This is a genomic window from Antarctobacter aquimaris (assembly GCF_900184945.1).
GTDB lineage: Bacteria > Pseudomonadota > Alphaproteobacteria > Rhodobacterales > Rhodobacteraceae > Maliponia > Maliponia aquimaris.
Genome location: NZ_FXYF01000012.1, coordinates 40,771 through 61,943 on the forward strand (window position 1 = coordinate 40,771; position 21,173 = coordinate 61,943).

The 21,173-nt window shown below is 65.9% G+C and carries 18 protein-coding genes and 3 pseudogenes; 10 read left to right on the forward strand and 11 right to left on the reverse strand.

Annotation, left to right across the window (positions count from 1 at the left end):
• The first annotated feature begins 331 nt into the window (after positions 1-331).
• Positions 332-3,532, forward strand: a complete 3,201-nt coding sequence (locus tag MAA8898_RS18740; protein WP_176445227.1) for a DUF4214 domain-containing protein — start codon at positions 332-334, stop codon at positions 3,530-3,532.
• Positions 3,533-3,704: 172 nt separating this feature from the next.
• Here MAA8898_RS18740 and MAA8898_RS18745 read toward each other — a convergent pair whose 3' ends face one another.
• From MAA8898_RS18745 to MAA8898_RS18765, 5 genes and pseudogenes are all read right to left on the reverse strand, one after another.
• A complete protein-coding gene (locus MAA8898_RS18745; protein WP_176445228.1) occupies positions 3,705-4,646 on the reverse strand; it encodes a caspase family protein in 942 nt (313 codons plus the stop codon).
• 105 nt (positions 4,647-4,751) lie between these two features.
• A complete protein-coding gene (locus tag MAA8898_RS18750; protein ID WP_094022562.1) occupies positions 4,752-5,543 on the reverse strand; it encodes an OmpA family protein in 792 nt (263 codons plus the stop codon).
• 33 nt (positions 5,544-5,576) lie between these two features.
• Positions 5,577-5,804, reverse strand: coding sequence for a hypothetical protein (locus MAA8898_RS26360; RefSeq protein WP_176445221.1), 228 nt, complete (start codon positions 5,802-5,804; stop codon positions 5,577-5,579).
• Between the two features lie 334 nt (positions 5,805-6,138).
• Positions 6,139-6,459, reverse strand: a pseudogene (locus tag MAA8898_RS27215) (ATP-binding cassette domain-containing protein); the annotation flags it as partial.
• Positions 6,460-6,937: 478 nt separating this feature from the next.
• Positions 6,938-7,366 (reverse strand): ABC transporter substrate-binding protein, encoded by a 429-nt coding sequence (locus MAA8898_RS18765; protein ID WP_141194892.1) that lies wholly within the window; start codon positions 7,364-7,366, stop codon positions 6,938-6,940.
• A 673-nt stretch (positions 7,367-8,039) separates the two neighbouring features.
• On the opposite strand from MAA8898_RS18765, the pseudogene MAA8898_RS27095 reads away from it, so the two are divergent.
• The 3 genes and pseudogenes from MAA8898_RS27095 to MAA8898_RS26845 all read left to right on the forward strand — a co-directional run.
• Positions 8,040-8,117, forward strand: a pseudogene (locus MAA8898_RS27095) (hypothetical protein); the annotation flags it as partial.
• Between the two features lie 25 nt (positions 8,118-8,142).
• Positions 8,143-8,343: pseudogene (locus tag MAA8898_RS26840) on the forward strand (sigma 54-interacting transcriptional regulator); the annotation flags it as partial.
• Between the two features lie 20 nt (positions 8,344-8,363).
• Entirely contained in the window at positions 8,364-8,795 is a 432-nt protein-coding gene (locus tag MAA8898_RS26845) for an AAA-type ATPase lid domain-containing protein (protein WP_245853482.1), read from the forward strand.
• Between the two features lie 48 nt (positions 8,796-8,843).
• On the opposite strand, the gene MAA8898_RS18775 is transcribed toward MAA8898_RS26845, so the two are convergent.
• Positions 8,844-10,271: a LuxR C-terminal-related transcriptional regulator gene (locus MAA8898_RS18775; protein WP_094022564.1), complete on the reverse strand. Its 1,428-nt coding sequence runs from the start codon at positions 10,269-10,271 to the stop codon at positions 8,844-8,846.
• A 183-nt stretch (positions 10,272-10,454) separates the two neighbouring features.
• Here MAA8898_RS18775 and MAA8898_RS18780 point away from each other — a divergent pair, with 183 nt between their 5' ends.
• The 3 genes from MAA8898_RS18780 to MAA8898_RS18790 are packed head-to-tail and all read left to right on the forward strand — an operon-like array spanning position 10,455 to position 12,615.
• Positions 10,455-10,868 (forward strand): nuclear transport factor 2 family protein, encoded by a 414-nt coding sequence (locus MAA8898_RS18780; protein WP_094022565.1) that lies wholly within the window; start codon positions 10,455-10,457, stop codon positions 10,866-10,868.
• On the forward strand, positions 10,868-11,440 hold the full coding sequence (locus tag MAA8898_RS18785; protein WP_176445230.1) for a GNAT family N-acetyltransferase: 573 nt from the start codon (positions 10,868-10,870) through the stop codon (positions 11,438-11,440). Before MAA8898_RS18780 ends, MAA8898_RS18785 begins: the two co-directional genes overlap by 1 nt.
• Positions 11,437-12,615 (forward strand): MFS transporter, encoded by a 1,179-nt coding sequence (locus MAA8898_RS18790; protein WP_245853484.1) that lies wholly within the window; start codon positions 11,437-11,439, stop codon positions 12,613-12,615. The genes MAA8898_RS18785 and MAA8898_RS18790 overlap by 4 nt, the downstream gene beginning before the upstream one ends.
• Positions 12,616-12,683: 68 nt before the next feature.
• On the opposite strand, the gene MAA8898_RS18795 is transcribed toward MAA8898_RS18790, so the two are convergent.
• On the reverse strand, positions 12,684-12,893 hold the full coding sequence (locus MAA8898_RS18795; RefSeq protein WP_094022567.1) for a hypothetical protein: 210 nt from the start codon (positions 12,891-12,893) through the stop codon (positions 12,684-12,686).
• A 143-nt stretch (positions 12,894-13,036) separates the two neighbouring features.
• Here MAA8898_RS18795 and MAA8898_RS27100 point away from each other — a divergent pair, with 143 nt between their 5' ends.
• On the forward strand, positions 13,037-13,165 hold the full coding sequence (locus tag MAA8898_RS27100; protein WP_281252901.1) for a hypothetical protein: 129 nt from the start codon (positions 13,037-13,039) through the stop codon (positions 13,163-13,165).
• A 182-nt stretch (positions 13,166-13,347) separates the two neighbouring features.
• Here the strand turns inward: MAA8898_RS27100 and MAA8898_RS18800 are convergent, their stop codons facing one another.
• Together MAA8898_RS18800 and MAA8898_RS26365 are read right to left on the reverse strand one after the other, a co-directional pair.
• Positions 13,348-13,803: a YybH family protein gene (locus MAA8898_RS18800; RefSeq protein ID WP_176445231.1), complete on the reverse strand. Its 456-nt coding sequence runs from the start codon at positions 13,801-13,803 to the stop codon at positions 13,348-13,350.
• Positions 13,804-13,891: 88 nt separating this feature from the next.
• Positions 13,892-14,527 carry a sulfotransferase family protein gene (locus MAA8898_RS26365; RefSeq protein WP_176445232.1) on the reverse strand — a complete coding sequence of 212 codons (636 nt, stop codon included), beginning with the start codon at positions 14,525-14,527 and terminating at the stop codon, positions 13,892-13,894.
• Between the two features lie 113 nt (positions 14,528-14,640).
• Between MAA8898_RS26365 and MAA8898_RS18805 the strand changes: the two genes are divergently transcribed.
• Both MAA8898_RS18805 and MAA8898_RS18810 read left to right on the forward strand, forming a co-directional pair.
• The gene (locus tag MAA8898_RS18805) at positions 14,641-15,627 is read left to right on the forward strand and encodes a LysR family transcriptional regulator (RefSeq protein ID WP_094022569.1); all 987 of its coding nucleotides are present in this window, start codon (positions 14,641-14,643) and stop codon (positions 15,625-15,627) included.
• A gap of 197 nt (positions 15,628-15,824) precedes the next feature.
• On the forward strand, positions 15,825-18,857 hold the full coding sequence (locus MAA8898_RS18810; RefSeq protein ID WP_217900515.1) for a hypothetical protein: 3,033 nt from the start codon (positions 15,825-15,827) through the stop codon (positions 18,855-18,857).
• Positions 18,858-18,864: 7 nt separating this feature from the next.
• Here the strand turns inward: MAA8898_RS18810 and MAA8898_RS18815 are convergent, their stop codons facing one another.
• Both MAA8898_RS18815 and MAA8898_RS18820 read right to left on the reverse strand, forming a co-directional pair.
• Complete coding sequence (locus MAA8898_RS18815; protein ID WP_094022571.1) at positions 18,865-19,761, reverse strand: DMT family transporter; 897 nt, start codon at positions 19,759-19,761, stop codon at positions 18,865-18,867.
• Positions 19,762-21,171, reverse strand: coding sequence for a dipeptidase (locus MAA8898_RS18820; RefSeq protein WP_094022572.1), 1,410 nt, complete (start codon positions 21,169-21,171; stop codon positions 19,762-19,764). It lies immediately after the preceding gene.
• Positions 21,172-21,173 lie beyond the last annotated feature (2 nt).

Consider the following 21,173-nt stretch of genomic DNA (forward strand, 5'->3'; position numbering starts at 1 on the left):
CGCAGGGCTGATGTGCCCACGCACAAGGCCCTTCGCGCTGGCGCTGGCCATGCCGGTGGCTAGACGGTTGTTTCCGCACTGAGGCGGAGGTCACCTGACTCCGGAGAGCGAAGCCGGTCTCGGGACGGGGGAACAGGGGCGAAGGTATCGCGCAACAGGGCCCGTGGATCGGCACCGGTGTGCCGGTGTGTTTCGACCGGCATGCCGCGGCCGATAATCCCTATGCGGACAGCATTATTTTCGTTGACGGTTCGATATCGGAATCCTAGCTAACCCCATGTCGTAAGGTTGTTTTTTCGACATTCACTGCGAACCTGCTACAGGAGAGATTTTGGTACAAGTTCTGGCACCCGTCGGGGTGGGGTCCAATGTTGGCGAGGTGATTGCTCTCGATGACGGTGGGTACATGGTGGTCTGGACGCATCTCGTCAGCCCTCTTTTTTCAATTCCAAACGTAACCGATGAACAGGCAACGGCGGTGCTGGGGCGTGTGTTCAATGCCGATGGCACCCCGAGGGGCGCGGTCTTTCAGGTCAACCAGTCCGATGCCGCATCGGGGCAGGGGCAGGCCGACCTGGCGCTGCTGTCGAACGGCAACATCGTCGTGGTCTGGACCGATGGCCCGAACCTGACGGATTTCGACGTCGCCGCCCGGGGCCGGATCATCGGCCCGGACGGGACCCCGGTCACGGACGAGTTCGAGCTTTCGGCATCGACCCAGCGAGATCAGCGCATCCCGCAGGTGGCCGCCAACGACGCGGGCGGGTTCCTTGTCACCTGGAGCGACGGGCGTTCCCCCTGGTCGAACACCAACGAACAGTGGCTTGGGCAGGAATTCGACGCCAACGGCAACAAGGTCGGGGCCGAACTCTGGATCCGCGACGACCGGACCAGCGAAGACAGCGAATTGGTCCATATCCGGGACGGGTTCTACAGCCTGATCGCGACAAGCGGGCGCACCTTCAACACCGACGCCACCTACAGCTACCTGGACCCGATCCGCAGTTCGACCAACATCGCCTCGCTGAACTGGCCCGGCTTTTCGGAAAGCTTCGGCTTCGAGGATGATGCCGCCTCGGACGGCAACGGCCACGTGGTGACCGTCGCACCGAACGGCGCCTTCGGGGTCAACGTCCGGCTGCTGGCGCCCTTCGAGGTCCCGAACCCGCAGTCCGGCAGCACCTTCAGCGACGGCACGCGCTTTTCCGACGTGAACGTCAACCTGGGCACGGACCCGCAAGGGGTGTTTTCCGGTTCGCTGACGACCGTGGGCCTCGTCGGGTTCAACGTCCGCCCCGACGGGGTGACGTTCACCCCGCAATCCGTCCACCACCCGGCGGCTGCCGTCGCCTTCATGCCGAACGGCAATATCGCGGTTGTCTGGACGGCGGTGTCCGGCGGCACGTCGACCGCGCCGGAGTTCTCGGTCTACGCGCAGATTCTCAGCCCGCAGGGCATCATCCTGTCGGACGTGGTGGTGATCGCGGATCAGAACGTGGTGAGCACCGACCTCGCGCCGCCCTTCGTCAGCGCGGGTGCGGACGGGCGGCTGTTCATCGGCTGGACCGGCACCACCGACCGCAACGGCGCGGGCACCAACGAGATCATGGGCGGCGTCTTTGACATCCCGACCTACGCCTACGGCACCGTCACCCCGTCGGGGGCCTTTGCCACGCCCGGCAACGACGAGGTGACGGGCACACCCTTCACCTTGGAAGACACCGGGCTGACGCGCTATTTCCTGTTCGACGGGGACGATGTCTGGACCGAAGGCGACGGGGTCGGCGAAGTCTACGGGATGGACGGGGACGACCTGTTCATCTTTGACAACACCGCGCCCTTCCAGGTGCAGGCCATCCCCGGGCTGGGGCGCGACACCTTCGACTACAGCCTGTGGACCGAAGGGCGCGATCTGCCCTCGCTGGCCGGAAACAACCTTGGAAACGGCAACCCGAACCCCGAGGTCGTGATCGGCACGCTGTTCGCCGACACCGCGTCGGTCAGCGGCGGGAAGGTGTCCGAGGATCGCCTGCTGCACACCGAGGCGGGGGACGACACGATCCGCTTTTTCGGCAACAGCGGCATGACCGTGGATGGCGGCGCCGGGGTGGACGAAATGACCGCCTTCGACAACCGCGCCAATTGGCAGCTGACCTTTCACGGCACGCACTACACGCTGGACTACATCAACAGCTTCGCGCCGATCATCAACCCGGACTACACGATCTCCCTGCGCGGGGTCGAACGCATCGTTTTTGCCGATGAGACCGTGACCTTGCAGCCGACGGCCTCGCTGCCCTCGGGCGGCGCGGCCAACGGTCCTGTCCTGCCCGAGGGCATCACCGGGACGGCCGGCAACGACCGGCTCGTCGGAACCGCGGCGGCCGAAGCGATCTACGGCTATACCGGCGATGACATCCTGATCGGTGCGGCCGGGGCGGACACGCTCGAAGGGGGCGCGGGGCGCGACGTGCTGATCGGCGGGACACGCGGCCTTTACCACACCGAGACCTCGGCCCAGGTGTACCGTCTTTACGCCGCCGTCCTGGGGCGCGAGCCCGATCTCACCGGGCACCAGGGCTGGGCCGCGCAGCTGTCCAGCGGCGCCACCACCTTGTCGCGCATGGCGACCCTGTTCGTCGGTTCGCCCGAGTTCCAGACGACCTACGGCAACAGTACCGATGAGGAATTCGTCACGCTGCTCTATGCCAACGTGTTGAACCGCGTCCCCGCGACCGAGGACCGCGACTACTGGGTGGGACGGATCGGGGATGGCCTGGCGCGGGAGCGCGTGGTGCTCTTGTTCTCCGAAAGCCCGGAGCACACCAGGACCACGGCAAGGGACCAGGCGTCCTTTGACCAGACGCGGGACGTGACCACCTGGGCGGACGATGTCTTTCGCCTGTACCGCGCGATCTTTGACCGCGACCCGGACAAGGGCGGCTTCCTGACCTGGACGGAAACGCTGTCCAGCGGGCGGATGACCTTTGCCGAGGTGGTCCGGAGCTTCATGGATGCACCGGAGTTCCAGGCGACCTACGGTGCCGCGGACAACTCCCAGTTCGTGACGCTGCTCTACCAGAACGTGCTCAAGCGGGCTCCGGATCCGACCGGTCTCGCGACCTGGATCGCCTCGCTGGACAACGGCGCAAGCCGCGAGAAGGTGGTGCAGCAGTTCATGCGGTCGCCCGAGTTCGTGAACGGGACAGCGGTGGACCTGGTGACCTACATCGAAAGCTACGGCCCGGACGACGTTCTGAACCCCGGTGCCGGGGACGCGGTAGTGTCGGGAGGCCTGTTTGCCGACACCTTCGTGTTCACCGACGACGGCCTGGCCAGCACGGTCACAGTGATCGATGTCGAGACCTGGGACACGCTGCAATTCATCGGGTTTGGTCTGACCGGGGCGCAGATCATTGGCCGGATGACGCAGGACGGGGATGACGTGATCTTTGCCGATGGCAGCGAAACCATCGTCTTTGCCAATACGGTGCTGGCGGACCTCACCGAGTCCATGATCTCGATTGCCTGAGCGGCGTCGCTAGCTGACAGACTGGGCTGACCCAGGCACTGATCCGGGGTCAGCCCGCCTTTGAGGTGGGCCCCTGCGGGGGGGGCGGTGCAGGCGCGAGGTACAAGGCGCAGTCCAGGCGGCAACAAACGTGCAGCAGGGACTCGTTCCGTCTGAAACAAAAGCCTTTTGTTCATCGGTCCCGAGGGCCGCTGACCGGTTGATGCCGGCGGCCACGGTGTTCGTTGTCTGGCATCCAGGTCAGGCCCGGGGCGACCGGCGGGCGCGCCGTGGCGGCGGGATTTGGTGCATCCCGCGCCAACAACTCCGACAGGAGCAGCCCCGCCTCGGGGATGTACACGCTTGTCGGAAAGGACCGGATGAACGTCACCACCTGCTGCGGGTTCCGCGATTGCCGGGCGGTGACCCAAGCCTCGGCATCCGTCAGGTCGCCGGCGGACCGGGCAGCGGGCGCCTCGAACAGGAACACGTCGGTCAGGCGGTGGGCGAACCAGGGGATTTGTTGACCGACTGACGCGGTCGCCACCTCTGCTAGGATGGCGTCGAGCATCTGCTCTATCCGCACGGCAGGTCCCGCGAGATGGTCATTCAGGCGCTCGGAAAAGAGACTGTCGCCGCGACCGCCTCTGAACGCCAGGCTTCCCGGTTGCGCGGCGTAGGAATAAAAGACCCCTTGGGGCACCTGGATTGCGCCCAGGCCAAGGTCGGTGGCCCCCGGAAGAAAACCGAAGGGATGGGATCGGCTCGCATCCGGAATGACGATGTTGGTCTTGTTGCCGGCCCCTGTCATGCAGCACAGCACCGTCTCGACCGACAGGGCAAGCGGGAAGAGGTCGTAAATGTCGTTCAGGGCGATGTCCGCGGGCATGAGGTAGGTCGCGCCGGGATGCTGCACACCGTAGCCCGCGTAGTAGAACAGCCCGGTGACATCGGGGTCCGCCTGGCCCAGCCGCAAGCCGAAATCGGCGACTGCGCCAGTCACGGCATCGCGGTCCGCATCGATCGGCGCCTGCACGTCAAAGCCGGTGGTGCGCAGGGTGTCAGCCAGGGTCTCGGCGTCGCGGGATGCGCTGGGCAGGGCCAGCAGGTTGGCGAAGCGGCTGTTGCCGATCATCAGGGCAAAGCGCTCTTCCGCGTGCAACGGACCCAGGGGCAGGGCGGCCATCAGGCCAGCCAGGATGGCGCCGGTCAGCCATGCGGGACGGGTCAGGCGCATGGCCTACCTTTCGACCATGGCAAACTCGATCCGCCGGTTCTTGACCTTGTTGCGCAGCGTGTCGTTCGGCGCGACCGGAGACGCCTCGCCATAGCCGACGCTGAGGATACGCCGGTCATCGACGCCTTCCGAAGTGGGGGACGCGCTGACCGACCGGGCGCGCGCCTCGGACAGCGCAAAGTTGGCCGCGGCGCCGCCGCCGGAATCCGTGTAGCCGCCGACCTCGATCGTCATGCCGGGGCAGCGTGACACGATATCGACCACCTGCCTGAGCAGCGGCAGGCTGTCCGGCTGCAAGCTGGCGCTGCCGGTGCCGAAATGGATGTTTCCGGTGCCTGACAGGCTCTCGAACCGTCCCTTGCAGGCCTCGCGGTCAAGGTTCCCGTCCAGTTCGACGGCACTGTTGTGCAGGATCACTTCCTGCCGGATCACGGCGGCATCGGGCAAACCCGCCGCCCCGTCCCGCGAAAACACGAAGTCGAAAGAGACAAAGACAGAGGGAACGATCTCGAAACCGGAGGCTTCGGTCAGCTTTTCGATGCCTTCGGTCAGGCCGAAATCACTGGCTGCCACGGAAATCGGCTCGCTTGTCGAGACGGCCACCGCGTTTTCGCTCAGGAGCGTGACGATCGCCCGCGTCTCCATCTGTCGGCGTACTCCGTGCAGGTCCAGGACAAAGGGGATATCGACACGCTTGCGGCGCGCCTTTGGCAGGTCCGACAGCTGCGCCGGATCCAGCCTTGCGGTCACCGTCGCCGTGGGAAACTTGAAGCTTTCGAAGAACATGAAACACATGCGCACGTTGCGCAGAACGACCTTCGTATCGACCTATTCGAGCGGGATTTCGATGGTCAAGTCGCCCGTGGGGCTGATCGCGCCGCGCAGCGATGCGAAACTGCCGGTCTCGACGGTCACGCGGTTCTTCACGGACTGAAAGTTCAGGACGGACTGGCCGGGCAGCATGGTCCCCCCCGGCTCGAAGATGCCTGTCTGTGCGCTTGCCGGCGCGGGCAGCGTCAGCGCGCCGAAGAAGGCGGAGAAAACAAGCGAGATCAAGGAGGTTCCTGAAAGCCGTGCTCAGCGTCGCCTTCTTTTCACAACCTCGTCGTTCAGCCGATGCCAACGACTGTAGCACCCATCTTCCACCTTTGGTCGTTATCGTTGTGTAAACAGCATCTGGTCCACCGCCATGGCCCCGCGAGGGGGGCGCTTTGACACGAAGAAAGGCACCCGCAGACTGGTCATCAGGGGCTTGGGGCACTCCTGCCGCCCGCGATGACCCGGTGCCGTTCACGGTGCAAGACCTGATCCGGCGGACCCCGAAGGTCCCGCTCTTCAGCGTCGAGAGCCAGGGCAGCAGCGAACAGTTCTGGAACACCACGCCGCGGTCGAGGCTGGGTCCGGACACGCCGTAGCCGTCCATCTTGACCACGCCCGAGGTCGGTTCGGCCAGACCGGCGAGGATGTTCATGTTGGTCGACTTGCCACAGCCCGAGTGGCCCAGGATGCAGACGAATTCGCCCTTCTCGGTGCCGAATCTTGCGTTTTCGAACACGGTCATGGCGCCGCTTCGACCGTCCGGGAACTGCTGGCTCAGACGTTCGATCGACAGATACGGTTTGGTCATTGTGCCTCTGCATTTTCGACGCAGGCGACCGCGCTGGAGCAGGCCAAAGGCCGAGTCCAGCAGCATGCCGACGACACCGATCATGAGGATCGAAAAGATGACCGAAGTCAGGTCGAGGTTGTTCCACTCGTTCCAGACGTAGGAGTCGATCCCGGTGCCCCCACGAACATCTCTGCGGCACAATGACCAGCCAGGCGATGCCGATGGAGCTGCGCGTGCCGATGAGAAAGCCCGGCGGGATCGTCACCAGCGCGGCCATGAAACAGCCCGACAGCACGCGATAGATCGAATAGCCGATCTGGATGCCGATGCCCTTGTCGTAAAGCCCGGCGTCGCAGAACGGGTTCGACAGCTGCTCCCGGGCCTTGGCCAGCACCTGGCTGGGTGGTGGCACACCGGCCCTTTCCTGCCCCAGGCCCATGAGCCGTTCGTGTTCGGTCAGTTCTTCGAGCGGCTTCTGCGCCGGGATGGCGGTCTCCCACACCAGGAGGCCGACCGCCAGCATGACGATGGACAGAAGCGCCGCGCGCTGGTTCAGGGAGAGCGCCACGCTGGGCATGGGTCAGCTCTGCCCGATGGCAAATTCGGACACGTAGCGTTCGGGGTCCGCCGGATCGAAGGTCTTGCCCTTGATCGTGTGCGACTTGCCGGTGACGTCCGGCGCCACGGCCCAGCCGGCGGTCTTGGTGACCTGCGCGTTCGACCCGTAGCGTTCGTGATAGCCCATCGACTGGGCCCTGATGTTCGGCGTGGCGCAGGTGATCGGCACAGCATCGAAGGACCGGTGGCCGATGTCGTTGTTCCCGAACATGGAACGGTCGATGGCGCTTTCGACCTCGCGTTCCGGCATCTGTTCGGAGGACATGCGCGCCGGATCGACGTGGTCGATGTCATGGTCATGACCCGGCAGGCAGGTGTCGCAACCGAAATCCACGCCATGGCGCAGGTTCGTCTTGCCCGAGAATGGATTTCCGGGACTCTTGATCGTCATGGTGCTTTCCAGGGGTTCATTGCGTGTTGCCTTGACTATGATCAGCAGGTCTGCCGCCAGAAAATCACTGATCAACATTGGACAAATGTGAAAATCTGAATTGATTTCGGGTCTTTGTCTGGTGGCCGGAGGAGGGTTGTTTGCGAAAAACCGAGACCTGTGAAATTTCGCAAGGCTCTGCCGGGATTGGCCCCTGTGCTGCTGAGCGTGCTGGACCGCCCCGATTCTCCTTTCGATACGCTGCCCGACCCGGCGCTGGCGCTGGACACCGCGACGGACACCGTGGACCTGATGAACCCCGGCGCCGTGCGTCTGCTGGGGCCGATCGCTCCGCATCGCCACGCTACAGCCGGTTTCTCCATGGTGCCGTGCCGAAGTTCGTCGTGTTCCTCGAAGAGGTCGAACACCGCGCCCGGAGCTGGACTCGCGATGTCGCCCTGTGGCACCCCGCCGCGCTGCGAGATGCGTGCGTGGTTCCTGCCGCACCGGCCGCGGCTCGTCCTGGTGGCTCTGCTGGACCTGGACGAACTCGACCGCCACGCCGCGATGGCCGAGACCCACCACCACCACCTGAACGTGAGGCTTACCCTATGCCCGACTCCCTGGGCTGTCAGCCCATCCACCCTGAACAGGTGTACCGGATCGAGCGCGAGGTCTCCCGGCGCACGGCGGGACGCTGTTCCTGCACGATGTTTCCGAACGGCCGTTCGAGACACAAGGACGGCTGCAACCGGTCCTGCAGGCCGGCAGCGTGATCCGGCTGGGGGGATACACGCGCCCGCTTGCTGGACCTGCGGGTGATCGCCGCCACCAGAGAGGCGCCGGAGTGGACGGTCAAGAGCGGCCGGCTGCGCGAGGACCTGCTGTTCTTCCTCAACGTCTTTCCCATCGCCTGCACCCCGCTGAGGGGGCGGCCGGAGGATATCCCGCTGTTGGCGTCGCACATGCTGGATCTGGCCTGCACGCGCCTGAACTGACCGAATGGGCGGTGCAGCAGATGACGGACTATGCCTGGCCCGGCAAAGTGCGCGAGTTGCGCAACGTGATCGAACGCGCGGCCATCGTGTCGGGTGTGCGAAAGTTCATCCTTGAGCTGGGCGGGCGCATAGGCAAGACGCGTGAGGGCGCCCAGCCAATCCGCAGCGAGGCCGAGATGCAGCCGATGTTCCGGGACACCCTCGTGGCATGCCTGCGCGAGGCGGGCGGCAAGGTGTCAGGTCCCGGCGGCGCGGCCGCGCTGCTGGGCATCAAGCCGACAACGCTCTATTCCCGCCTGCGCCGCTACGGGATCGATGCGTCCGACCTTCACCCGTGGTTCGCACGGCATGAACGCACGCCTTGCAGCGGGCCTGCCATCGGCCTTCGGACGCGCACTCACCCGGTTCGGTCCGCACGTCACCAAGGCAAAGCCGCGCCGCGTCGGACCTGACGGATTGATCAACCGGGACAGACCGGGGAGTTTCGCCCGGGTCGAATGTCAGGTCTGCGGCTCCGCTGGAAAGCCCGATGCGCGCAGCCGCTCCCGGAACTCCCGCATCCTTGCCGCGTCTTTCAGCGGCATGCGCTCGGCATCCCGGACAGAGATGCCCGGCAGTACGGCCCGGCAAGCCGTTGCGGCGGCGCGGGCCTGTTCGGGCCGCGCCAAGGCCACATGACTGGCCGCCAGCAGGAAATGCGCCAGGTACCAACGCGGCATGCGGTGAATGGCGCGCTCGGCCCACAATATCGCGTGCTCGAAGTCACCCGCCACGTAATGCGCCAGCGCCAGCCCCGAGAACCGGAAAAAGATGCTGGGATCGCGCGGGTTCATGCGGATGGCGATGTCCTGGTGCGCGATGGACTCTGGCGCCCGTCCGGCGATGGCCAGCGCGGTGCCCAGGCTGCCATAGGCGAGCGAGCAGTTGGGGTTCAGCTCGACCGCGCGCTCCAGCGCCGCGATCCCCTCGTCGAGCCGGTGCAACCCCCAGCAACTGATGCCCAGCGCCCAATGGGCATACTCGTTGCGGTCGTCGAGGCGCGTGGCGCGCCGGCCCAGAGCATAGGCCGCCTCCATGGCGGGGGCCGGGTCCGGTGCAAAGCCCAGAAGCGCGATGTGATGGTTGATCAGCGACAGGACCATGTTCGCCTCGGCGCTTTCGGGGTCGATGGCCAGCGCGCGTTCCAGCAGCGTCTTGGCCGCGGCATAGGCCTCGGGGGTGAAATCGTAGAGCAGGTGCCACGACCGCATGGTCAGTTCCCAGACGGTCAGGTCCGGGCGGCTGAGCCGTTCGACCGGCTCCTCGATGGTGCTGCGATGCACGATGGTCTGGATCGAGGCGACGACCTGCCGGGTGATCGCGTCCTGCAGGTCGAATACGTGGCGCGTTTCGCCGTCATAGCTGTCGGACCAGACGTGCCCGCCGGTCAGCCCGTCGATCAGCTGCGCGCTGACCCGCATCCTGTCGCCGGCGCGGCGCACGCTGCCCTCCAGCACGAAGCGCACCCCAAGCTCGGCGGCGACGCGGCGGACATCGACGCTTGATCCCTTGTAGGTGAAGGTCGTGTTGCGGGCGATGATGAACAGCCAGGGCGACCGCGACAGCGCCGTGATGATGTCGGCGGTGATCGCATCCGAAAAGAACTCCTGCCCGGGGTCGTCGGACATGTTCTCGAAGGCCAGAACGGCGATGGAGGGCTTGTCGGGCCGCGGCGGCAGATCGGGCGCCATCGTCGCTGTCGCCTCGATCCGCCTGCGCAGGTCCAGTTTCGTGGACACGCCCAGCTTGCGGTAGATCGTGGCAAGATGGGTGCGCACCGTCGAAGGCGCGATGCCCAACCGCGCGGCGATTGCCTGGTAGGTGTCGCCCTCTGCATAGGCGGTTGCGATCTCGATCTCGCGGGGGCTGAAGTTGTCCTCGGGCGACATTAGGTGCGGGTGACTCCGTGGCTGACGTGTTCCGACATGGTGTTGGATGAGCGGCCGTCCCGCAATCCTGCAAATGCAGTAGGGAAATACTGCACGCCTCGCCCGCAAATTACTGCACCTGCCGGATACCGCGCGCGCCGTGGGACGTGCATCCTGTCTTTACCTGCAACGGAGGACGGACGGATGAGCATCGAACGCACAGCACGCGCCTTTTTCGAAGCCTGCGAGACCGGCGGCGGCTGGGACGCCTGCAAGGGGCATTGCCATGAAGGCGCAAGTTTTGCCTGCCAGGCGGATGCATTGGAAGGGACCTCCACGTTGGAGGGTTATGCCGAGTGGATGAAGGGGCTTCTGGGTCCGATCCCGGACGGGCGCTACGAGCTGACGGGTTTCGCGGTCGATGCGGATCGCGGAACGGTTGTCGCCGCGGCAGAGTTCCACGGCACCCAGACCGGGGCCGGCGGGCCGGGCGCGCCGACGGGGCGGACTGTCGTTTCGGATTATGCCTATGTCATGCGGTTCGACGGCGACCGCATCAGGCACATGACCAAGATCTGGAACGACGCGCAGGCGCTGCGTCAGCTTGGGTGGGCATGATGTCCGCCCTGTTGCATACATCCGCACCCCTGTGCCCCGATCCGACAGGCACCGTACCCGCCTACCGGATCGCCTCCGTCACCGAGGTGACGGATCGCCGGGCGCTGGATGACCTGCTGCTGGAATACTACGGCGTCATCGTCGGCAAGCTGACGGCAGGCGGTGTGCCGCATGGCTACACGCCGGAGGACCTCAAGGCCTCGTTCTGGCCCAACCTGCACCGGGTCCTGCCGCCGACCGGGCGGCTCATCCTGGTGCACGACGATGCGGACAGGCTGGTCGGCTGCGGCACGCTGCAACAGGTGCGCGCGGATGCCGGCGAGTTGAAGCGGCTCTATGTCCGCCCCGAGGCCAAGGGACATCGGCTGGGCCGCGCCATCGTCGACGCACGGATCGAGGCCGCGCGCGACATGGGATGGACCACGCTGCTGGTGAACGCGATCCGGGGGAACCGGGACATGCTGCAGATCTACGAAAGCCTTGGGTTCCGGTTCATCGACCGTTACCCGGAATGCTCGGACCCGATCGAAATGGACCCGTATTTCATCTACATGCAGTACGACATCACATGATGCGCTGGCGTATCCTGGCGGTGCTGTTCTGCGCCCGTGTCGGCCTGGGGTTCCAGTTCCAGACCATGGGGTCGGTCAGCGCCGAGGTGTCGGGCACCTTCGGTCTCGACAATGCGCAGGCCGGCATGATGATCGGCCTGTTCATGGCGCCGGGCCTGTTCCTGGCCCTGCCGGCCGGGTTTTCCGGCCGCTTTGCATCGGATCGGCTTCTGGCGGGGCTGGGCCTCGGGGCGCTGGCGCTTGGCAGCGCGCTCTCCGCGATGGCCGTCACGCCGTCCGGCATCGGGCTGGGGCGTGTCCTGTCAGGCGCGGGGTTCGTCTTTGCGAACCTTTACTTCACCAAGATGGTCGCGGACTGGTTCGACGGCCGCGAGATCGCCACCGCCATGAGCATCCTGGTGATGAGTTGGCCTTTCGGCATCGCCATGGGGCAGGTCGGGCATACCTGGCTGGCCGAGACCCAGGGGTGGCGCGTCCCGTTCGCGGCCGCGTCCGTCTATTGCGCGCTCGCCTGCCTGGCGGTCCTGGTGCTCTATCGCGCGCCGGCCAACCAGCGCCCAGTTGCGGTCGGACGGATCCGGGGGCTGTTGCCGCTGGAATGGGGTCTGGTTCTCTGCGCCGGCATCGCCTGGGGCGTGTTCAACGCGGGCTATGTCGTCTATCTCAGCTTTGGCCCGCGTATGCTGGAGGCGCAGGGGACAAGCGCCCTGGCCGCCGCCTCCGTGATCAGCGTCGGCAGCTGGCTGATGATCCTGTCGGGGGCGGCCTGCGGGCAGATCGTTGACCGCTTGGGTCGGCGCGACGCGATCCTTGCGGTCTGCATGGCAAGCGCGGTCCTGGCGATGCTGCTGCTGCGCCTGCCCGGGGGCGGGCTGACGGCCAGCCTGTTGTTCGGGCTGCTGGGGATGGCGCCGGCCGGGGTGATCATGGCGCTGGCGGGACAAGCCGTTGCGCCCGAGCGGCGGGCCTTCGGCATGGGGATCTTTTTCACCGTCTACTACGCCATCATGACGGCGGGCCCGCCGGTCGCCGGCTGGATCTACGACCGGACCGGGGCGCCGGACGGCGCGATCCTGTTCGGTGCGCTGCTCTTTGCGCTTGTCCTTCCGGCGGCGGTTATCTTCCGGAGGCTCAAGGCCGGCGCCTCCCCGGCCCCCCTGCGGGAGAGGAGGTGACGCACGGGTAGGACGGACCGGTTGCGCCCTCCTATCCGCCCAGGCCGCAACCGGTCTTCGACTACCCGTCATCGGCCGATGCGGCGCGTGAACTGGGACTGGTCGATGCCGACCCCGAAGCCGCCTTTGACAAGGATCCCCGGCTGGTCCAGCGGGTGACCGACGCGCCTGTCGCGCTGGTTTTCTTTGTCGAGGAAACGAACGACAGGCGCTATTTCAAGGCGCAGATCGGCCTCGATGAACACTGGGCAGAGTCGCGGCAGGCCCTGCTCAGCCATTCCTTCTGTCAATACGTGAAGCGGGACGACGCCATGCTGGTGATCGAGAACGCGCCCGAGGACGCGCGGGACTGCGACAGCCTGGCAATCCCCGAAGGGGCGTCAGGGCCTACCTGCCGAACCACGATCCGAACCGGGAGGCGTTGGGCGCGCCCAGCGCCATCGACAGTCGCCCGCGCAGCTGGTCCCCCCAGGAAATCGCCGCCATGCGCGAACTTGCCGCCTGCGTCACCGACCAGATCCAGCTTCGGGCCGCGCTGCACTATCGCTGAGGGCACGCGGGGATGCCGAAAGAGGGATGAGGTTCGGCTGTGCGGCCCTTGTCGCGCGGGTCCGGGTGCGCCCGCTAGGAACGCTCGTTGACAAAATGCGGCGGGCTCCGACCCGCAGACAGCTTGCCGTGCCCGCCATCGGCGCTGCCGGGGAAGCGCCGCGTGGGCGGCAGGTGGACGCGCTAGGACGCCGCGGTTTGGGTCGCAGGCGCGTCCGCAGCCAGCCGCTCGAGGATGTCCAGCATGCCGGGGGAGGTGTCGGTATGATGGTGCATCAATTTCCATGCCCCATCCTGCAGGCAATAGACGTTGGTCACCCGGTGATCGAGCGTCGCCTCGTGCCCCGCGATCACCAGGGTGCCGACTTCAACGCCGGTTTCCACCGCCATGTCCGTTCCGGCTTCGATGGTCTGATCCACCAGACGGATCTCGCCGCCACCGGCGATCCCGGCGACCCTGGCGAAGGAGCTGATGATGGTTTCGTACCCGGTGTCGCGCCCGCCGATCGGGTGCTGTGCCGTGGTGCAGCCTTGCGTGGCCCACACGCTGGCCATGGCGGTGGCATCGCCCTGCGCCATCCGGTTGAGAGCGGCATAGAATGCCTTGGACGCAGCAAGGACTTCGGTCGTCGAGGACATGGGGTTTTCTCCTGTGATGGACCTGCGCGGGCTGAGTCCCGGCGCCTGCCGAACCCCCCGAGCATGCAAGTTGAAAGGGTGCGGCGCCTCAGGTCGCCGGTTCTTCGGTTCCTGACCGCGCCGAGGCAAAGAAGTCGGCGCGCGCGTTGGTCTTCGGGAACGGCTCCGAAGGCGCGTCGACGCCGAGGAAGCGGCAAAGCGGCGTCCATCCGTCGCGGACATTGAATACCAGCGCTTTGCCTTGAGCTTCAAGGTCACGCGCCGCGGCCTCGTTGGCGCGGTAGGCCGCCAGAATGCCGTCACGATCGGTGCGCCCGCCGAGGGCCTTGCCGATGATGACCTTGTCGATCATCTCGAACCATGGCCTTGCGTTTGTCGGCCAGGCCTCGCGATCCAGGATAAGCGGCAGGATCGTCTGCGAAAAGCTGCCGTACCAGTCGTCGGCGTCACGGGTCGACAGGATGACCTTCGCGCCGGGCTGCGCGGCCAGCACGTCCTGCCAGCAGGCGGCAACGGGAAAGTCGACAGCCGCGCGAAACCCGGAAAAGATCCGGTCAAAGTTCGGGCGACCCGCCGCGACGTCGGACCATAGCCGGATCTGGCCCGGGTCGCCGATCACCTCGGACATGTGGTGGCACGGGCCAAAACCCAGCCGTTCCACGGCGGCCTTGAGGGAATACGTGCCGGTCCTGCCGAATCCCGCGCCGATGATTTCGAGTGCCATGTCAGCCAAGCTCCTCTATGAATGGGATGGATCAAGATTGCCGGTTTTCCATCCGTTGAGGTGATGATGGCTGAAAGAGCGCAGAAAAGTCGAACGAAACGATTTCATACACCATGAATGAAATCGATTTATCCCGTGTCGATCTCAACCTTCTGGTCATCTTCGAGGTCTTGATGGACACCCGAAGCGTGACGGCAACCGCCGAGCAGATCGGCCGCACGCAGTCCGCGGTGAGCCACGCGCTTTCCAGGCTGAGGGAGCAACTGGGCGATCCTTTGCTTGTCCGGGTCGGCGGCACGATGCAACCGAGTCCCTTTGCCGAAGCCATCATCGACGACGTGCGCCCGATCCTGCGCAGCATCCGCCGGGTGATCGCGCCCCGGACGCTGTTCGACCCGGCAACCAGCGACCGGGTGTTTCGCATCGCGATGCCGACCCTGACGCGGGTCATCGCGGAGGTGTCGGCAAGGGTCGAGGCCGAGGCGCCGGGGGTAAGGATCGAATGGCTGCCTGCGCATCGGGACGTCTATGCCGCGCTCAGCGAAGGGCTGATCGATCTTGCCCACCTGGGAGGAGAGCCACGCCTGCCGGACGGGCTCGATGAACAGGTCATGGAGCCATTTTCCTGGGTCACCTTCGCGCGCAAGGATCACCCCGCGCTCGCCGATTGGGGACGGGAGGCGTGGCGTCGCTATCCCCATCTCATGGTCAACGTGACCCGTTCCATGCAAAACCCGTTTCCCGTTTCCGGCCCATCCGGGGGCGAAACGCGCCGGGTCAGCGCGATGATCGGGGACTCGGCTGGCGTCGCCTCGATTCTTGCCCGGTCGGATTTCCTGGCGACGTTTCCGGCGATCCTGATGGCCTGGGACATGGAGGCACATGGCCTTGTCGCCATGCAGCCGCCGGTCGATCTCGCGCCGGTTCTCGTCCGGTTTTTCTGGAGCTCGCGCCTGGCCAAGGATGCGGGCGGGATCTGGATCAGGTCCATCGTGATCGAAGCCTATCGCCGGCTTCAGGCCGAGGCCGAAGCAAAACTGTCCAAGAGCCTGCTGCACCCATGCCAGCACGTTCAAGCGGCACAGGGCGGAGGGGTCTGAACGTCCCCAAGCGAGGCGGCGCACCTGGAAGGTTGGTGAACACGCTGGAATCGCGACATAAATCCCTCTGGCCAAAGGCGAAAGGAACGCCGCGCACCACAAACCTTCATGAGCGGGGCATTTTTTTCGCGTCAGCCGGTTCTTTCGAATCGCCTTTTGCTTGATGCTGGGCGTTCATATTCAACCGGAGTTTGATGATGACGCGCCCTGGATATTTCGCGCTCGGACTGTGCCTGCTGCTGTCCGTGGCCAAACCCGCCACGGCGTTCGACGCCACCGGGTCCGTCACTGCGGCCAAGCCTGCCGATCTGCCGCTGCCCGGCAGCCTGCCCCTCATCGACTACGAGAACGTCCTGTTTCCCTGGATCGCGCGGCGCGCCTACGTGGACCTGGGCTGGGCACGCGACAAGAGCTGGCGCGACACGGGCCCCTTTGTCTTCAACATGAGCTTTGGCATCCATCCGGCCGTGCGCATGTATTATTCGCCGGAGATCATCACCTGGCTGGAAGGTGGCCGCGATGGCGCGATCGCCGATGGCGCGATCGTCATCAAGGAAATGGTGAGCCCGCCATCGGCCAAGTACAACGAACACCGCGCCATGCTGGTCGAACAGTACAAGGACGACCCCGCCCGCGTCGAGGCGGAGACGGTGGATTATGCCTATGACACCGGCGGCCTGAACTGGACGGTCATGGTCAAGGACAGTTCGCTGTCGCATGGCGGCTGGTTCTTTGCCTCGGTCTATTTCGCCAACGCGGACGACATGAAGGCGCGCAAGCCGGTCATCGACAGTTTCGCGCCGCCCTACAGCCCGCCGCTGGGCGCCGGGGGCGACGGGATGTGCATGCGCTGCCATGCCTCCGCCGCCGAGGAGCTGATCTTTTCCGCGCTCGAGAACGTCGAGGGCTACCCCGGCGAGCCGATGATCTTTCGCGTCGACGAAAGCTGGCGCGACCTGCCGAAACAGCAAAAGCCCGCGTTTGGCGTCAGCCTGTCGGACATGATCGACTCCTACCTCGACGACGCGCATGATCCGGGCGCGATGCGCGCCGCGCACGTGGCGGCGGCCAAGACCTCCCCGACCGAAGTGAACCCGGCCTTTGCCGCGATGTTTCCGCCCAGCGGCGGGATCGACGTCACGCGCGCCAACCTCCAGACCCTGCCCAGCGAATGGCTGGACCATGTCCCCGCGCGCCCCAACGACACCCAGCATTTCCTGACCTCGGACAACTGCGTCGGCTGTCACGGCGGGCTGGGCGGCGCGCCCTCGGGGGTGACGATGTTCATCAAGAGCGGGCCGAACTACGGCGACGGCTACAACATCTCGGAATACGGCGAATGGCGCTGGTCGCCGATGGGGCTGGCGGGGCGCGACCCGGTCTTTTTTGCGCAGCTCGAGTCCGAGTTCGCCCTGCTGGAGCAGTCCGGCGCCGGCGATCTGGCCCCGAATCTGGGCACCACCTGCCTGTCCTGTCACGGCGCGATGGGCCAACGCCAGCTGGAGATCGACGCGCACGCCGCGCCCGACCTGGGCCTCGATGGCAATGTCTTCAAACCCGAGTACGCCCTGTTGCACGCCCCGCTGACCCGGGCGGCCAAGGAAAAGCAGATCGCCGACGGGACGTACGACTATCACCTCTACGGCAACCTCGCGCGCGAAGGCATCTCGTGTTCCGTCTGCCACCACATCGCGCCGCCGCAGCGGGCCCAAGGCCAGCCGGACTACAACAAGCTGGACACCTACCTGATGAACGGCACCACCGGCGTGTTTCGCATGAACGCCGCGACCGAACTGATGGGCCCCTTCGAGGATGTCCGGCAAAAGCCGATGCAGAACGCCATGGGCATCACGCCGGTGCATGACGCCTACATCAAGGACAGCGAGATGTGCGGCGCCTGCCACACCATCAACCTGCCCAATGTCGATGCGCCCACGGACAAGCCGCTGCCGGGCTTCACCGCCGCCGAACAGGCAATCCTGAACGACGCGGCCAGGAACGCCGTCAGCTTCCTGTCGGACCAGTACGGCGCGACCTACCGCGAACCGCTGGTCAAGTTCCAGCACTCGGTCGAGCAGGCCACCTTTCTCGAATGGCAGAACAGCCAGTTCGCCGACGCGGGCACCGCGCAGTCCTGCCAGGATTGTCACATGAAGGGCGATTTCGAAACGCTGGACGGCAAGACCAGGATCGACAGCCTGACCACGCAGATCGCCTCGATCCAGGACACCAACCTGCCCGATGTGCCCCACGCCCTGCCGCACGAGGACATCGAGGTGCCGTTCCGCGACGACTACAAGCGGCACAATTTTGTCGGGCTGAACGCCTTCATGGTCGCCATGCTGTCGCAGTTCGACGAGGAGATGGGCCTCGGCCCCAAGGACCCGATGACCTATGCCACCAACGGCGCGCAGCTGTCGCTGGACACCATGGCCCTGCAAGCGCGGGACGAGACGGCGGATGTCCGGATCGAGAGCCTGACCGGAGCGGACGGCACGCTGGAGGCGGTCGTCAGCGTCGACAACAAGACCGGCCACCGCCTGCCCTCGGGCGTCGGCTTTCGCCGCGCCTTTCTGGAGGTGAAGGTGACGGATGCCAGCGGCCAGCAGCTGTGGTGTTCCGGCTGTACCAACGGGGCGGGGGTCATCGTCGGGCCCGACGACGCGCCGTTGAAGACCGAGTTCCTGGACTATGTGCCGGAAGGGGCGACCGAGGCGCTGTACCAGCCGCACCACGACCTGATCGACGACCAGACCCAGGTGCAGATCTACGAGGAACTGACGCAGAACGCTGAGAAGCAGTTTACCACCAGTTTTGTCCACCGGGTCTACCACCCCAAGGACAACCGGCTGCTGCCCTGGGGCGCGGCGGAGCCGGGGACCGAGGCCTTTGTGAAACGCTTCGGCGACTCCGAGGTCACCGCCGCCTTCATGAAGGCGACGATGCCCGAGGGGCGCGCGGCGCAGGATGCGGGCGTCAAGGCGGGCAAGGACGTGCTCACCTACCGGATCGCGCTGCCGCAGGGGGTCGACCCCAAAACGATGACCGTGACGGCGACGCTCTATTCGCAGGCCATTCCACCCTATTACCTCAAGCAGCGCTTCGAGACCGCGCCGACCGGCCCGGCGACGCAGCGTCTGTACTACCTGGCCAGCCGTCTCAAGACCGACAAGACGCTGATCGAGAACTGGAAGCTGAGGATCCAGGGCGATACCGCGCAGCTGCCCTGAGGCGATCCTACAGCGAGGTGCCGCCGGTCGGCGGGCCGGGGATCCTGCGCCAGCGGTACTCGCTGGCCAGCAGGCCGCAGATCATGATCACCGCCGCGCCGGTCAGTTCGCGCAGCGATGCGGTTTCGGCAAAGACGAAACGGCCGATGGCCAGCGCGAACAGGATCCGCGCATAGGGAAAGGTGGCCAGCGCCGAAACCTCGCCAAAGCGGTAGGCCTCGACCGTCAGGAGCATGCCCAGCGTCGCCAGCGTACCGGCCATCAACAGCAACAGGCTGTCGGACAGGCCCAGGTCCGTCCAGCCCGCCACGGCGGCGGGCATCGTCCCGGCGCTGGCGACGAGTCCGATCCAGAACATGATCGTCGCGGTATGCTCTGTCCGCGCCAGCACGCGGTTCTGAAAGATCAGGATCGCCGCCGCAAAGGCGGAGCCAAGCCCGAACAAGATGCCGGGTTTGACTGTCAGGCCGCTGACCTCGCTGGCGATCAGCACCCCGACAAAGCCCAACACCGTGGTCAGCCCGCGCATCAGCCCGATCCGTTCGCCCAGCACGAACGGCGCCATCGCCACCACAAAAAGCGAGGTCGTAAAGGTCAGTGTCGATGCCAGCGCGAGGTCGAGCGACTGGAAGCTGGCATAGTAGAGCCACCAGCAGATGAGGCTGGTCAGGCCGCGCAGCACCAGGCGCGGCCAGCGCGGCGACCCGAACAGCGCGGGCCGCGTCATGCCGATCCACAGCGCCACGATCAGCAGCTGGCAAATCGACCGGAAAAAGATGATCTGCGCAAAGGGAACATCCGGCGACAGGAACCGCAGCACCGTCACGTCGGCCGTGAACACCCCCGCGGCCGCGATCAGCAGCAGCGCGCCGTAACGGTTGTTGATGGCTGCGGGCGCGGTCACTTAGCGCCGGTAGGGGGCAAAATCGCCCGGTGCGATCTGCGCGATCTCGCGCAGGATCCGCACCCAGGCGGCCAGCCCGTCGGCGATGGACGACCGGCGAAAGAACTCGTTCGGGGCATGGAAATTCTCGTCCGACAGGGCAAAGGAGAACATGACGGTATCCAGCCCCAGCACCCGCGACACGATCTCGGTCAGCGGCAGCGAGGCACCGATGCGCACCTTTAGCGGCGATTGCCCGGTCGTATGTTCCAGCGCCGACACCGCGGCCTTCAGGAGCGGGTGATCCGGCGGCACGGCATAGGCGCCGCCCTGGCCCCGGTCGCCGTAGACCTCCATCTTCGCATAGGGGGGAAGATTGGCCTTGAGGTGCGCGATGACCGCCTGCTTGGCGGTGTCCGGATCCTGCCCGGGGACAAGGCGCATGGTCAGCTTTGCAAAGGCCTCGTTGGGGATCACGGTCTTGGACCCGGCACCAGTGTAACCGCCCCACATGCCGTTGACGTCCACCGTGGGCCGCATCCACAGCCGCTCTAGCGAGGAATATCCTGCCTCACCATGCGGCTTGGCCCCGATGGCGGCAAAACCCATGTCCTCGTCGTAGGGGATCGCGGCGATCTCGGCGCGTTCGGCGTTGGTCGGCTCGGCCACGCCGTCGTAGAAGCCGGGCACGCCGATCCGGCCGTCGTCGCTATGCAGGCTGGCCACCAGTTTCGACAGGACGTGCAGGGGGTTGGCGACGATGCCGCCATAGCGCCCCGAGTGCAGGTCCTGCGCCGCTGTCTGCACCCGCACCTCGAACCCCGCGTTCCCGCGCGAGCCGACGTTCAGCGCCACCAGGTCCGGACGCCAGCGCGCGCCGTCGGCGGACAGGACGGCATCGGCGGCCAGCAAGGCGCGATGGGCCTCCAATATGCCGGGCAGGGAGGGCGAGCCGGTTTCCTCTTCGCCCTCGATCAGCAGCTTCACGTTGACCGGCAGCCGCCCCTCGACCGCCACGAAGGCCGCGAGGGTCTCCAGCGCGATCATCATCGGCCCCTTGTCGTCGGAAATCCCGCGCCCGTACAGCCGGCCATCCCGTTCGACCGGCTCGAACGGCGGCGTCTCCCACTTGGCCAAGGGGTCGGGCGGCTGCACGTCGTAATGCGCGTAGACCAGGATCGTCGGCTTGCCAGGGGCGTCGATCCGCTCGGCATAGATCGCCGGCTGGCCGCGCCCGTCCGCCGGCGTCAGGCGTTGCGCGTTGGCAAAGCCCATCGCCACCAGCCGCGCCTCGACGATCCGGCGGGCGTCCTCCATGCCCTGCGCCATGGCGGGATCGGCCCCGACCGAGGGGCAGGCGACCAGGGTTTTCAGGGTCTCGATCAGCTGCGGTTGCCGGTCGAGCGCATGGGCCAGGACGGGGTCGGTCATCG